Source organism: Brevundimonas sp., assembly GCF_046299595.1.
Taxonomy (GTDB): Bacteria; Pseudomonadota; Alphaproteobacteria; order Caulobacterales; family Caulobacteraceae; genus Brevundimonas.
Genome location: NZ_JBKBHQ010000001.1, coordinates 1,517,927 through 1,532,370, shown reverse-complemented (window position 1 = coordinate 1,532,370; position 14,444 = coordinate 1,517,927). Strand labels below are relative to the sequence as shown.

The window sequence follows — 14,444 nt, the reverse complement described above, 5'->3', positions numbered from 1 at the left end:
CCATAGCGGCCTCAGAAGCGAAGGCGAAGACCGCCCATGATCATGCGCGGCGCACCGGGCCGGGCACCGGCGGGAGAGAAGGCCACGTTGTAGACCTCGTCGGTGACATTCTGGGCGCTGGCGAACAGGGCCACCTGATCGCTCACGCGCACCTCGCCGGACAGATCGAGCAGGGTACGCGCGTCAATGCGTTGATCAACCGGAACGCTGCCCGAGCCCGCCCGCGCGCGCGCCTCGCTGACGTGGTTGATGCTGGCATCCAGCCGCCAGCCGTCCGCGCGCAGACCGGCATTGAAGGTCAGCTGGTGCTCGGGCGTATAGGGCAGGGTATCGCCCGCCATCACCGTGCCCCACGGCCCGTAGCTGGAGACAAAGCTCGTGCGGAACTCGGCGTCGGTATAGGTATAGACCAGCGAGAGCGGCGCGCTGAGCCCCGGCGTCAGGGCGATGTCGTATCCGGCCATCGCCTCGATGCCGCGCACGCGCACGGCGCCGCCGTCGAACTGGTCGCCGATGGCGCAGCCACCGCCCGTGGACGCCGTGCAGGTACCCACCAGATTGTCATAGTCCGTATAAAAACCGATCAACTCGGCATTGAACGGTCCGTCCTGCCAGCGCAGGCCCGCCTCGTAGTTCCATGAGGTCTCGGGCGAGGCGGTGGAGCCGGGCGCGGGATTGGAGAAGCCCTTGTGCACCCCGCCTACCAGTCGCAGGCGCGCGCCCAGGTCGTAGGTGAGGCCGAGGCCGGGAATCCAGACATCGACGCTGTTCTCGTCCACCCCGATGGGCACGGCACGGCTTGCATCGCCCAGAGCATAGCGGGTCTGGGTCAGGTCAATGGTCTCGTAGCGCACGCCCGGCGTGAGCGTCAGGGCACCCAGGCGGATCTCGTCGCGCACGAAGAAGGCCCAGGCCTCGGCCGAGACCACGCGGTTCTCCTGGCTGCCCGGCGCACCCGCACTGGTCAGACGCATGATACCATCGGCCATCTGATAGATGTCGTCCTGCTGGAAGCGATCCTCGGAGTCGCGGTGCCAGCGCACCGAGGCGGTCAGGGTATGGCTGGCAGGACCGGTATCGAAGCGGGCAGTGAGTGCGCTCTGAACGCCCTCGGCCAGATAGGCGCGGTTGTTGTTGCGAACCCTCAGGGCGTTGGCGGGGCTGGTAAAGCCGGGCGCACCGATGAGATAGCTCATCTGGGTCGCATTGGTGCCGGGGTTCGCCAGCACGGCGCTGATGCCCACCCAGCCGGTGTTGGCAGTGTTGCGAACATCGTTGAGCTTGTACCAGGCCCGCGCCGTCTCGTTGCGATAGGCGATGGTGGTCAGCTCGAGCGCGGCGTTCAGCTCGATGCGGTGGGTGAGCTGCCAGGTCTCGTGGCCCACATCCATCCGGTCAATCTGGCTGCCCCGATAGCGGCGGTAGGGCGAGGCCGAGAAATCGGCGAGGGTCAGCCCCAGATAGGTCTCGTCAGAGCGCTCGTCATAGGTCTGGTACTTCAGCTCCAGGCTCTGGGGGAAACGCGCGTCCGGCCCCGTACGCAGGCCCAGCTTGAGCACCAGATCATCGATGCGGAAGCCCGTGTCGCCGCCCGAGTCCAGCACCTTGAAACCGTCCGAGCGCTCATCCAGCCATTCGATCTGGGCACCGATCTGCCAGCCCCCGAGCGACAGTTCGGAGGGGGAAAACCAGCCGCCCATGACGCCATAGCCGCGAAAGCCGCCATAGCTTCCGGCCATCAGGTCGAAGCGGCCTGACAGGTTCTCGGCCAGCGGCGTCGAGAACAGTTGCACCGTACCGCCGGTGGTCAGGGGTCCGTACTGGATGGCACCCGGACCCTTGACGACCTCGACGCCTGAAATGCGGGCCAGTCTGGGGAAATAGTAGCTTGCGGGAGCGGCATAGGGCGCAGGCGCCATCAGCACGCCATCCTCCATGATCGCCACGCGCGAGGACCGGTCCGTGCCAGAACCGCGAATGCCGATGTTGGGGCGCAGGCCAAAGCCGTCCTCTTCCTGCAGGTAGACGCCCGGCACCTGGCGCAGCACGCGGTTCACATCGCTGTAGGCATGAATCTCGAGCTGTTCGGCATCGAGATAGACCGCCGATCCCCCCGCCAGGCGCGCCGCCTCGCGCGAGCCGGTCACGATCACGGGCTCGAGCCGCGTGACGTCGCTGACATCGGCAGCCGCCTCCGCGACCACATCCGCCGCCTCGCTGGCCATGGCCGGCGACAGACTGGCCAGGGCGGCCGTGGCGATGGCAGTGCCCAGCATCAGGCGGCGGCGGAGCGGGAAAAATGACATGGACGACCTTGCAGAGCGGCGTTGGGGTAAAAGTGGTGTTCGGGCGAAAGTGGCGTTCGGCTGAACCGGAAAGGCGCGCGAAGGATTGATAATCATTCGCACCGTTCTCGGCGGGCCCTCCTATCACAGGCGGCGGCTTGTGCAAGTGCGATTTAGTCGCAAGAGGGCCGGACAGGGTTTTTGTGCATCCATCAACGCGCCTCCGCGTTAGGAAAAGGGCGATGCCCCACGATGCAGGCGTGAGGCCTGCATTCGCGCGCCTGTCGGGCGGGCGTGATTTATTCTGTGTTCTGATTTTATGCGTCTGCGGGCCACGCTTCCGGCCCCGTTGTCATTTGAGGTGATTGTATGTGTGGCCTGAGCGGCGAGTTGCGTCTGGACGACAACCCGGCCGATGTCGCGGCGGTAGAGCGGATGACGCGGGCGCTGGCCCCGCGCGGGCCGGATGGATCGGGCATAGTGGCAAGAGGCCCCATCGCGCTCGGTCACAGGCGTCTCAAGATCATCGACCTGTCCGAAAAGGCCCAGCAGCCCATGGTCGATGCCACGCTCGGCCTGACCATTGTTTTCAACGGCTGCATCTACAACTACCCGGAGCTGCGCGCGGAGCTGGAGGCCAAGGGCTACCGGTTCGCATCCAGCGGCGACACCGAGGTGATCCTCAAGGCGTGGCACGCCTGGGGCGAGGCCTGCGTCGAACGCTTCCTGGGAATGTTCGCCTTCGTGATCCACGAGCGCGACAGCGGACGCACGGTGATCGCGCGTGACCGCCTCGGCATCAAGCCGCTCTACATCAGCGAGAGCCCGAAGCGCCTGCGCTTTGCCTCGACCCTGCCGGCCCTGCTGGCAGGCGGCGACATCGATACCGGCATCGATAAGGTCGGGCTGAACCACTACATGAGCTTTCACGCCGTGGTGCCTGCGCCGCACACCATCCTGAAGGGGGTGCGCAAGTTTCCCCCCGCCACCATGCGTGTGATCGAGGCCGACGGGCGCTCTCGCGAACACACTTACTGGCGGCCCCTGCTCCAGCGCTTCGACGAGGACGCCCGCTTGAGCTTCGAGGACTGGCGCGATCGGGTGCTCGAAGCCCTGCGCCTTGCCGTGCGCAGACGCATGGTCGCCGACGTGCCCGTGGGGGTGCTGCTGTCGGGTGGCGTGGATTCCAGCGTGGTCGTGGGCCTGCTGGCGGAAATGGGTCAGCACGACCTGATGACCTTCTCGGTCGGCTTTGACGAGGCGCACGGGGAAAAGGGCGACGAGTTCGTCTATTCGGACCTGATCGCCGAGCGCTTTGCTACGCGCCATCACAAGATCTTCGTGCCCCACGACAGGCTGCTGCAAGCCCTGCCCGGCACCATCCACGCCATGTCGGAACCGATGGTCTCCTACGACAATGTGGGCTTTTACCTGCTCAGCCAGGAGGTGTCGAAACACATCAAGGTGGTGCAGTCCGGCCAGGGCGCCGACGAGATCTTCGCGGGCTATCACTGGTATCCGCCCATGAGCGAAGCCGCCGACCCGGTCGAGACCTATGCGCGCCACTTCATGGACCGCAGCTTTGCGACCCTCGGCCGCCAGCTCAGCCCTGAATGGATGATCGATGCCGATGCCAGCACGGCCCTGATCGCCGAGCATTTCTCACGCCCCGGTGCCGAGACCGGCGTGGACAAGGCCCTGCGCCTCGACACCCAGGTCATGCTGACCGACGATCCGGTCAAGCGCGTGGACAACATGACCATGGCCTGGGGGCTGGAGGCACGGGTGCCCTTCCTCGATCACGAGCTGGTGGAACTGGCCGGGCGCATCCCGCCCGAGCACAAGCTGGCCCACGGCGGCAAGGGTGTTCTGAAAGAGGCCGCGCGCCTCGTCGTGCCGCCCGAGGTGATCGACCGCAAGAAGGGCTACTTCCCCGTTCCGGCCCTGAAGTATCTGGACGGTCCTTACCTCGAGATGGCGCGCGATGCGCTGGGTGCGGCGGCGGCGCGCGAGCGGGGCCTGTTCCGCCAGGAGTATCTCGATCAGCTGTTTGCCGATCCCGCCTCGCACATCACGCCCCTGCAAGGCTCGGAGCTGTGGCAGGTGGCGCTGCTGGAAATGTGGCTGCAGTCCCATGGCCTCTGAGATCACCCGCCGGGGCCGGGCCGCAGGCGCGCACCGCCTCAAGCGCCTGCGCCACGAAGGACTGAAGCCCTTTGTGCTTGATCGTCCGCCTACGGATTATCGTCCCAACGCCGTGCTGGACTGCGGGTGGGGACGCCTGCTGTTCGCCCAGACCTTCGAGACGGCCGAGCCCCTCATCGACGCCCTGCGCGCCGAGGGCCCGGACCGGCGCGACATCGCCTTCTATGTGCGCAACCCCCACGTCCTGCTGGCGGGCGCGCCCCAGGAGGTGTTCCTCGATCCCTCGCATACCTACCGGCTTGACCTGGCCACCTATCGCCCGTCGCGGCGTGTCCCGCGCGGCTTCAGCATCCGGCGCCTGATCTCCGAGGCCGATGCCGAGGCCGTCAACCGCATCTATGGCGCACGCCACATGGTGCCGGTGGAACCGGCCTTCCTGCTGGCCCATCGCGACGACCGCGCCCTGACCTATCTGGTGGCCGAGGATGCGATCAGCGGCGAGGTGATCGGCACGGTCACCGGGGTCAATCACGCCAGGGCCTTTGGCGACCCCGAATGCGGCTCCTCGCTGTGGTGCCTGGCCGTGGACCCGCAGGCGACCCATCCGGGCGTGGGCGAGGCGCTGGTGCGGCGCCTGGCCGAGCACTTCCAGGCCCGGCAGATGGCCTTCATGGATCTGTCCGTCCTGCACGACAACACCCAAGCCATCGCGCTTTATGAAAAGCTGGGCTTTCGGCGCGTCGCCTTCTTCGGGGTCAAGCGCAAGAACCCCATCAACGAGCCCCTGTTCACCGGGCCGGACGAAACGGAAGCGCTCAATCCCTATGCGCGGATCATCGTCAACGAGGCGCGTCGGCGCGGCATTCATGCCGAGATCATCGATGCGCCCTCGGGCCTTTTGCGCCTTAGCCACGGCGGCCGCTCGATCCGCTGCCGCGAGAGCCTGAGCGAGCTGACATCCGCAGTCAGCCTGAGCATCTGCGACGACAAGCGCCTGACGCGGCGCATCGTCGAGGGTGCGGGCGTGCGGGTGCCGCGCAGCTTCGCGCCCGACGATCATCCAGCCTTGCGCGCGGCTCTCGATCAGGGCGGAGCGCTGGTGGTCAAGCCCGCACGCGGCGAGCAGGGTCAGGGCGTCGCCGTGGGCCTGCGCACTCTCGAGGCTGTCGATGCCGCCATCGCCCGCGCACGCGAGGTCAGCGAGGCGGTGCTGATCGAGGAGCAGGTCGAGGGCGAGGACCTGCGCCTCGTCGTGATCGACTTTCAGGTGGTGGCCGCCGCCCTTCGGCGACCGGCGCGGGTTGTCGGCGATGGCCACAGTGACCTGCGGGCCCTGATCACCCACCAGAGCCGGCGGCGCATGGCAGCCACTGGTGGGGAGTCTTCCATACCGCTCGATGGCGAGACCGTGCGCACGCTTTCCGAACAAGGCCTTGATCTGGATAGTGTCCCACAAGCGGGACGAGAGATTCAGGTGCGGCGTACCGCCAATCTTCACACCGGCGGGACAATCCATGATGTGACCGCCAGCGTCCACCCGGCCCTGATCGAGGCGGCCATCCGCGCCGCGCGTGCCATCGACATCTCGGTCACGGGCATCGACCTGATGGTCCGGGCCGTTGACCAGCCGGACTATGCCTTCATCGAGGCCAACGAGCGCCCCGGTCTGGCCAATCATGAGCCCCAGCCTACGGCCGAGCGTTTCATCGACCTCCTGTTTCCGCTGTCGGCCCCACGGCCCATGCGCCCGGCCTCCATACGCCCAGCCTCAATGCACCCGGCCTCCATGCACCCCGCCCCTGCGCGCACTTCCGGGGCGGGCGAGACCAAGACCCGAGACCCGCAATCTTCATGACCGAGCCCCTGCCCCCCATTGATCAGAGTTTCCTGAGCGAGGCCCTGGCCGAACTGCTCTCCATCGCCAGTCCGACCGGATACACCGACGAGGCGGTCTGGAGCCTGTGCCGCACGCTCGATGCCATGAGTGTGCCGTACGAGATGACCCGGCGCGGCGCCATCCGCGCGCTCATCAGGGGCCGGACCCATGCAGGGGCGCGCGCCATCGTCTCGCACGTCGACACCCTGGGCGCCCAGGTCAAGCGCATCAAGGAAAACGGGCGCCTCGAGATCGTGCCCATCGGCCACTGGTCGTCGCGCTTTGCCGAGGGCGCGCGCTGCACCATCTTCACCGAGCATGGCGGCTGGCGCGGCTCGATCCTGCCGCTCAAGGCCTCGGGCCACACCTTCAACGAGGAGGTCGACACCCAGCCGGTCAGCTGGCAGCAGGTCGAGGTGCGTATCGACGCCCCCGTGTTCAGCCGCGATGACGTGCTGGCGCTCGACATCGATGTGGGCGACATCATCGCCATCGACCCACAGCCGGAATTTCTCGACAACGGCTTCATCGTCTCGCGCCATCTGGACGACAAGGCCGGGGTGGCCACCATGCTGGCGGCCATGAAGGCCCTGTCCGGCCACACCCCGCCGGTCGACACCTACTGGCTGTTCACCATTGCCGAAGAAGTGGGCGTGGGCGCATCCAGCATTCTGGTGCCCGATGTGGCCGCCATGGTGACGGTTGACAACGGCACCACCGCACCGGGACAGAACTCGTCGGAGTTCGGCGTCACCATCGCCATGGCCGACCAGACCGGACCGTTCGACTGGCACCTGACGCGCAAGCTGGTGCGCCTGGCGCGCGAACACGGCATCGCCTTCCAGAAGGATGTGTTCCGCTACTATCGGTCGGACTCGGCCTCGGCGCTGGAGGCGGGTGCCGACATCCGCACCGCACTCGTCACCTTCGGGGTGGACGCCAGCCACGGCTATGAGCGCATCCACATCAACGCCCTGACCTCGCTGTCACAGCTTCTGTGCGCCTATGCGCTCAGCCCGGTGGAGATCAGCCGCGATGCCAAGCCCATGTCGGGATCGCGCGGGTTCACCCATCAGGATCTCAGCCTGCACGACGAATAGGCGTGTAGGCGTGCGCCGCCCTCGCCGCAGCCTTCAGTCGCTGTCCATCTTGAGCGCGGCGATGAAGGCCTCCTGCGGGATCTCGACACGCCCGAACTGGCGCATCTTCTTCTTGCCTTCCTTCTGCTTCTCCAGAAGCTTCTTCTTGCGCGTGATGTCGCCGCCGTAGCACTTGGCCGTGACGTCCTTGCGCAGGGCGCGCACCGTCTCGCGGGCGATGACCTTGCCGCCGATGGCCGCCTGGATCGGAATCTGGAACAGATGGGGCGGGATCAGCTCCTTCATCTTCTCGACCATGGCGCGCCCGCGCGTCTCGGCGCGCTGGCGGTGCACCAGCATGGACAGGGCATCCACCGGCTCGGCATTGACGAGGATGTTCATGCGCACCAGATCGCCGGTCCGGTAGTCCTCCATCTGGTAGTCGAAGCTGGCATAGCCCTTGGAGATGGACTTCAGCCGGTCGTAGAAATCGAACACCACCTCGTTGAGCGGCAGGTCATAGACCGCCATGGCCCGCGCACCCACATAGGACAGCTCGCGCTGCACGCCGCGCCGGTCCTGGCACAGCTTGATGATCCCGCCCAGATATTCGTCCGGCGTGAAGATGGTGGCCTTGATCCACGGCTCGGCGATGGAGGCGATCTTGACCGGATCGGGCATGTCCGCGGGGTTGTGCAGCTCGACTTCCGAGCCATCGGTCAGGGTAATGCGATAGACCACAGAGGGTGCCGTCGCGATCAGGTCGAGGTTGAACTCGCGGCTCAGGCGCTCCTGGATGATCTCGAGGTGCAGCAGCCCCAGAAAACCGCAACGGAAGCCAAAGCCCAGGGCGGCGCTCGATTCCATCTCGTAGGTGAAGCTGGCATCGTTCAGGCGCAGGCGGGCGATGGCGGCGCGCAGGTCTTCGAAATCGGCGGCATCGACGGGGAACAGGCCGCAGAACACCACCGACTGCACTTCCTTGAAACCCTTGAGCGGCGTGGCGGTAGGGCGCTTCTCGTCGGTGATGGTGTCGCCCACGGCGGCATGGGCCACTTCCTTGATCTGGGCGGTGATGAAGCCGACCTCGCCGGGGCCGAGACGCTCCACCGGGGTATTCTTGGGCAGGAACACGCCCACGCGGTCGACCAAGTGGGTCGAACCGTTCTGCATGAAGGTGATGCGCTGGCCCGCGCGCAGGTACCCGTCGAACACCCGCACCAGCAGGATGACGCCGAGATAGGGGTCGTACCAGGCATCCACCAGCATGGCCTTGAGCGGCGCATCGGGATCACCCTTGGGCGCGGGCAGGCGCGTGACGATGGCCTCGAGCACGTCCTCGATGCCAAGGCCCGACTTGGCGCTGCAGAGCACGGCCTCGGAGGCGTCGATGCCGATCACGTCCTCGATCTGGGCGCGCACGCGCTCGGGCTCGGCGGCAGGCAGGTCCACCTTGTTGAGGACCGGCACGATCTCGTGATTGTTGTCGATGGCCTGATAGACGTTGGCGAGCGTCTGGGCCTCGACGCCCTGACTGGCATCGACCACCAGGATCGAGCCCTCGCAGGCGGCCAGTGAGCGCGAGACCTCATAGGCAAAGTCGACGTGGCCGGGCGTGTCCATCAGGTTGAGCACATAGGTCTGCCCGTCGCGCGCCTTGTACTCGAGGCGCACCGTCTGGGCCTTGATGGTGATGCCGCGCTCCTTCTCGATCTCCATGTTGTCGAGCACCTGCTCGGTCATCTCGCGCGCGCTAAGGCCGCCTGTCGCCTGGATCAGACGATCGGACAGGGTCGACTTGCCGTGGTCGATGTGCGCCACGATCGAGAAATTGCGGATGCGGGAAAGGGGCGTGGATGCGGAAGATGCGCTCATGGCCGGGGCGGTAGCACGGCGCCGGTTGAGCGCCAAGCCGGAGCGGCGTCGCACGGCTGCGTTCGCCAATGCAGCCTTTGGGCGACAGTGAACACGGCGTCACAATCAATTCTCATTAAATGGCGGTAATGGAAGGGCCGCGAGTGTTGCGCAGATCACAAGCTCGCCTATTTTATGCGGCGCGCGCCGTGCCTCCCCCGGGTGCGCATCTGTTCCAGCGTCAGCGTGCCCAAGGCCTGGCTTGATCGCTGCAGGCTTCATCTTTCTCATCTCAGGGCGAGGCGAAGACCAGGTAACTGGCAAGACAGGGGTTCGACGTGACCGCGCTCACGCAGACCGGACAACGCATCAGACCGAGTAAGTCCTTTTTGGCCACCTTGATGGTGGCCCTCACCGCCGCCTTCGTCCTCGCCGCCTGCCATGGCGATGAGGAGGCACGCGCCGAGCCGAGGTCCACCCAGAGCGTCAGTGTGGTGACCGTCGCCAGCCGCGAGGTGGCACGCACCGTGACCGCATCGGGCACCATCGCCGCCTGGGAGGACGTGCCGGTGGGCGCAGAGACCGGCGGGCTGGTCGCCACAGGCGTCTATGCCGACGAGGGCACCTATGTGCGACAGGGACAGGTGCTGGTCACGCTCAATGACGCCTTGCTGCGCGCCCAGCTCGCCCAGCAGGATGCCGCCCTGGCCTCTGCCGAGGCCACTCTGGCCCAGGCCGATGCGGCACTGGGGCGGGCGCAGGAGCTGCGCGAGCGCGGCTTTCTGGCCCAGGCCGGTCTCGACAACGCCCTGGCCGCCCAGCGCACCGCCGCGGCACAGGTCGCCGCCAGCCGCGCCGCGCGCTCGGAGACGGCCACCCGCCTGAAACAGACCCGCATCCGCGCGCCGGTCTCGGGACTGATCGTGTCGCGCGCGGTCACCCGCGGCCAGATCGTCCAACCGGGCACCGAGCTGTTTCGCATGGTTCGTGACGGGCGCCTGGAACTGAACGCCCAGGTGCCCGAGACGGAACTGGCCATGATCCGCACCGGCCAGAGCGCTCAGGTCACCGGCGAAGGCGGCGTGGGTACCAGCGGCAATGTGCGCATCGTCACGCCTGCAGTGGACGGCCAGACCCGCCTGGGCATTGCACGCATCGCCCTGGGCCCGACAACCCTGCGCCCCGGCATGTTCGCACGCGCCACCATCGATGTGGGCAGCCAGCAGTCGCTGATGGTGCCCCAGGACGCCATCGTGTTCCGTGAGGGTCGCGCCGGGGTCTATGTGCTTCAGGCTGACTCCACCGTGCGCTTCCAGCCCGTCAGCACGGGCCTGCGCGATGGCAGCGATGTGGTGATCAGCGCCGGTCTTTCGGGCGGCGAGCGTGTCGTGGTGCGCGGCGCAGGCTTCCTTGGCGACGGCGACAGGGTGAGCGTGAGCGCCCCGCGCCCCGTCCCGGCCCAAGCCCCGGCCCAGGCTCCGGCCCAGGCTCCGGCCGCGAAGGGCACCCGATGAACCTCAATCAGCTCTCGTCCTGGTCGATCAGGAACCCCATACCGATCGTCCTGCTGTTCATCGTGCTGACGATCGGCGGGATCATCGGCTACCTGAACCTTCGCACCAACAACTTCCCCGACGTCGACCTGCCGGTCGTCTCGGTCACCGTCGTCCAGCCGGGCGCCGCGCCGACCGAGCTGGAGACCCAGGTGGCCCGCGTGGTCGAGGACTCCGTGGCGGGTCTGGGCCGGGTGCGCAACATCTCGTCCACCATCAGCGACGGGGCCTCGACCACCGCCATCGAGTTCGAGCTGGGCGTGGATCTGGAAAAGGCCACCAACGATGTTCGCAACGCCGTCTCGGGCATCCGCCAGGACCTGCCCGCGGACGTGCAGGAGCCGATCATCCAGCGCATCGAGTTCACCGGCATCCCCATCGCCAACTATGTGGTGCGCGCACCGGGCATGAGCCCCGAGGAGCTGAGCTGGTTCGTCGACAACGAGGTGGCCAAGCGGCTGCTGTCGGTGCGCGGCGTCAGCCAGGTGCAGCGTGACGGCGGGGTCAACCGCGAGATCCGCATCAAGCTCGACCCTGACCGGCTCGAAGCGCTCGGCGTCACGGCCGGGGCCGTCTCCCAGACCCTGAGGGCCACCAACATCAACCTGCCCGGCGGGCGGGGCACCATCGGCGGAGGCGAGCAGGCCATCCGCACCCTCGGCTCTGTCAGCTCGCTGGAAGAGCTGCGCGAGACCCGCATTGCCCTGGCGGACGGGCGCACGGTGCGCCTCGGCGATCTGGGCACCGTGGTGGACGAGTGGTCCGAGCCGCGCGGGCGCGCGCGCTACAACGGTCAGGAAGTGGTCGGCTTCGGCGTGGTCCGCTCCATCGGCTCCAGCGAGGTGGACGTGGCCGAGGCCGTGGATGCCGCGGTGCGCGCCCTCGATGCCGAGCGTGACGACGTCACCATGGAGCTGGTCACCACCACGACCACCGATGTGATCAACAACTTCCATGCCTCGGTCGAGGCGCTGGTGCTCGGTGCCCTGCTGGCGATCGGGGTGGTGTTCCTGTTCCTGCGCGAATGGAGGGCCACCTTCATCGCTGCCGTGGCCCTGCCCATGTCGATGATCCCGACCTTCTGGGTGCTGGACCTGACCGGCCAGTCGCTCAATGTCGTGACCCTGCTGGCCCTGTCCATGACCGTGGGCATTCTGGTCGACGATGCCATCGTGGAGATCGAGAACATCGTCAGGCACATCCGCGAGGGCAAGGCACCCTATCCGGCGGCCATGGAAGCGGCCGACGAGATCGGCCTGGCGGTCGTGGCCACCACCGCGACGCTGCTGGCGGTATTCGCACCCACGGGTTTCATGCCCGGCGTGGTGGGGCAGTTCTTCAAGAGCTTTGCCATCGCAACCTGCGTGTCCGTGGCCTTCTCGCTTCTGGTCGCGCGAACCCTGACGCCCCTGATGGGCGCCTATATGCTCAAGCGCGAGCAGGGCAAGGAGCACGACGAGCCCTTCTGGATGCCGCGCTATCAGAAGATGCTGAACTGGTCGCTGGACCATCGCCGCATCACCCTGGGCGCGGGCGTGCTGTTCTTCATCTTCTCGATCTTTCTGGCCACGCGCCTGCCTGCCGACTTCATTCCGGTGGAGGACATCTCGCGCTCGACCGTCGCCATCGAACTGCCGCCCGGCGCAACGCTGGAGCAGACCGACGCTGTGGTCAGCGACGTGACGCAGATCCTGCTGGAGCGACCCGAAGTGCGCTCCATCTACAGCTCGGTCGGCTCGGCCACCTTCAGCTTCGGGCCCGGCGGCGGCGGCTCGGCCGGCGAGGTCCGGCGCGCCAACCTGACCGTCAATCTGGTGCCCAAGATGCGCCGCAGGCTGTCACAGAGCGCGTTTGAGGCCGAGATCGGACCGGAGCTTCGCGCCGTTCCCGGTGCGCGGGTGCAGTTCGGTCAGGAAGGTGGCGGATCGGGTCGCATGACCATCGCCCTGGTCAGCGATGATCCCGTTGCCCTGGCCGAGGGCGCAGCAAACGTCGAGCGCGAGATGCGCGGCCTGAACGGCATCTCGAACGTGGTCTCCAGCGCCGCCCTCGTGCGCCCCGAGATCCTCATCACGCCCCGGCCCGATGTGGCAGCCCTGCTTGGCGTGTCCGCCGCCGACATCAGCCAGGTCGCCCGCATCGCCACCCTGGGCGACGCCGAGCAGCTGCTGCCCAAGTTCAACCTGCCGGACCGCCAGATACCCGTGCGCGTCATGCTGGAGGAGGACGCACGCTCGCGCCTCGATGTGATCGAGAACCTGCGCGTGCCCACCTCCACGGGCCAGGCCGTGCCACTGTCCACGGTGGCCGAGATCAGCTTCGGCGCCGGTCCCAATGTGATCGAGCGCTACAACCGCCGCCGCGTGGCCAACCTCTCGGCCGAGCTGTCGGGGCTGACGCTGGGACAGGCCTCGGAGGCGGTGCGCGCACTGCCCAGTATGCAGAACCTGCCCGAGGGTGTTCTGGAGGCTCCTTCCGGCGAGCTGGAGAGCCTGCAGGAGCTGGGCCAGGGCTTCATGTTCGCCATCCTGACCGGCATCTTGCTGATGTATGTGGTGCTGGTCCTGCTGTTCCGAAGCTTCTTCCACCCAATAACCATTCTGGCGGCCCTGCCCGTCTCGTTCGGCGGCGCTTTCCTGCTTCTGATGCTGACGGGGCGCTCCTTGTCCATGCCGGCGCTGATCGGCATCATCATGCTGACGGGCATTGCGGCCAAGAACTCCATCCTGCTGGTGGACTACGCCATTCAGGCGATGGAGCGGGGCATGAACAAGCGCGACGCCATGGTCGATGCCGCAAGAAAGCGCGCGCGCCCGATCCTCATGACCACCATGGCCATGGGCTTTGGCATGCTGCCCATCGCCCTGGCCTTTGGTGAGGGCACCGAGTTCCGCTCGCCCATGGCCATTGCCGTGATTGGCGGGCTGATCACCTCGACGGCGCTGTCGCTGCTGTTCGTTCCGGTGGTGTTCAGCCTGATCGACGGAGTCAAGACACGTCTGGAGCGTCTGCTGGGCGCGCGCTTCGCCTCTCAGCACGATATCGGCCAGCACGACCTGGAGCCGCCGACCACCGGCCATCCCAAGCCCGTCGGAGAGCCCTGAACCCGCCTCGGGGCGCTGCCGGAATGATCAAGCCGGAGCGATCATGGCCGAACATGACCACGGCCGGGCGAAGATGCGGAAATGACGAAGCCGGGAGCCCTCAGCCCTCGGCGTCGTCGGCCATGGTTCGGATCAGCTCGAGGATCTTGCGCCGCTGCGAGGGCTTGAGGCGCGGGAACAGCTCGGACAGCTCGACGCCCTCGCTGGTCATGAGAAAGTCGTGGCTGAACGTTGCAGCGCCCTCCTCGGCAAAGCCATGGCTCTGCTGCCGGCCCGTCAGGCCCGAAAAGAAGAATCCGACCTCGACGTCGAGCGCGCGCGCGATCTCCCACAGCTTGGAGGCGGAGATGCGGTTGGTGCCGCGCTCGTACTTCTGCACCTGCTGGAAGGTGAGCCCCAGCTCGTCGGCGAGTTTCTGCTGACTGACGCGCAGAATCTTGCGCTGGGCTCTTACGCGCGAGCCCACGTGGGCGTCGACGGGATGGATGGACCGGTCCGCAGCTTCGTCCATGGTTAGGTCTCCCTGGATCTGTTTTTCGTTGCCACTG

At 66.8% G+C, this 14,444-nt stretch carries 8 protein-coding genes; 5 read left to right on the top strand and 3 right to left on the bottom strand.

The genetic code is table 11. The annotated features are described in order from the left end of the window. Window positions 1-11: 11 nt before the first annotated feature. Window positions 12-2,306 (bottom strand): TonB-dependent receptor family protein, encoded by a 2,295-nt coding sequence (locus ACK4E3_RS07590; RefSeq protein ID WP_409698642.1) that lies wholly within the window; start codon window positions 2,304-2,306, stop codon window positions 12-14. A 348-nt stretch (window positions 2,307-2,654) separates the two neighbouring features. Between ACK4E3_RS07590 and ACK4E3_RS07585 the strand changes: the two genes are divergently transcribed. Genes ACK4E3_RS07585 through ACK4E3_RS07575 form a run of 3 tightly spaced genes read left to right on the top strand, consistent with a single transcriptional unit; the run spans window position 2,655 to window position 7,406 of the window. Further along, window positions 2,655-4,430, top strand: a complete 1,776-nt coding sequence (locus ACK4E3_RS07585; RefSeq protein WP_409698639.1) for an N-acetylglutaminylglutamine amidotransferase — start codon at window positions 2,655-2,657, stop codon at window positions 4,428-4,430. After that, the gene (gene ngg / locus ACK4E3_RS07580; RefSeq protein ID WP_409698636.1) at window positions 4,420-6,285 is read left to right on the top strand and encodes an N-acetylglutaminylglutamine synthetase; all 1,866 of its coding nucleotides are present in this window, start codon (window positions 4,420-4,422) and stop codon (window positions 6,283-6,285) included. The genes ACK4E3_RS07585 and ngg overlap by 11 nt, the downstream gene beginning before the upstream one ends. Further along, complete coding sequence (locus tag ACK4E3_RS07575) at window positions 6,282-7,406, top strand: osmoprotectant NAGGN system M42 family peptidase (RefSeq protein WP_409698634.1); 1,125 nt, start codon at window positions 6,282-6,284, stop codon at window positions 7,404-7,406. Before ngg ends, ACK4E3_RS07575 begins: the two co-directional genes overlap by 4 nt. A 33-nt stretch (window positions 7,407-7,439) precedes the next feature. Here the strand turns inward: ACK4E3_RS07575 and lepA are convergent, their stop codons facing one another. Further along, a complete protein-coding gene (lepA, locus tag ACK4E3_RS07570) occupies window positions 7,440-9,260 on the bottom strand; it encodes a translation elongation factor 4 (protein WP_409698631.1) in 1,821 nt (606 codons plus the stop codon). Between the two features lie 380 nt (window positions 9,261-9,640). Here lepA and ACK4E3_RS07565 point away from each other — a divergent pair, with 380 nt between their 5' ends. Then, complete coding sequence (locus ACK4E3_RS07565; RefSeq protein WP_409698628.1) at window positions 9,641-10,753, top strand: efflux RND transporter periplasmic adaptor subunit; 1,113 nt, start codon at window positions 9,641-9,643, stop codon at window positions 10,751-10,753. Beyond that, window positions 10,750-13,896 carry an efflux RND transporter permease subunit gene (locus ACK4E3_RS07560; RefSeq protein WP_409698625.1) on the top strand — a complete coding sequence of 1,049 codons (3,147 nt, stop codon included), beginning with the start codon at window positions 10,750-10,752 and terminating at the stop codon, window positions 13,894-13,896. The genes ACK4E3_RS07565 and ACK4E3_RS07560 overlap by 4 nt, the downstream gene beginning before the upstream one ends. A gap of 100 nt (window positions 13,897-13,996) precedes the next feature. On the opposite strand, the gene ACK4E3_RS07555 is transcribed toward ACK4E3_RS07560, so the two are convergent. Then, window positions 13,997-14,407 (bottom strand): helix-turn-helix domain-containing protein, encoded by a 411-nt coding sequence (locus ACK4E3_RS07555; RefSeq protein WP_409698622.1) that lies wholly within the window; start codon window positions 14,405-14,407, stop codon window positions 13,997-13,999. Window positions 14,408-14,444: the final 37 nt, after the last annotated feature.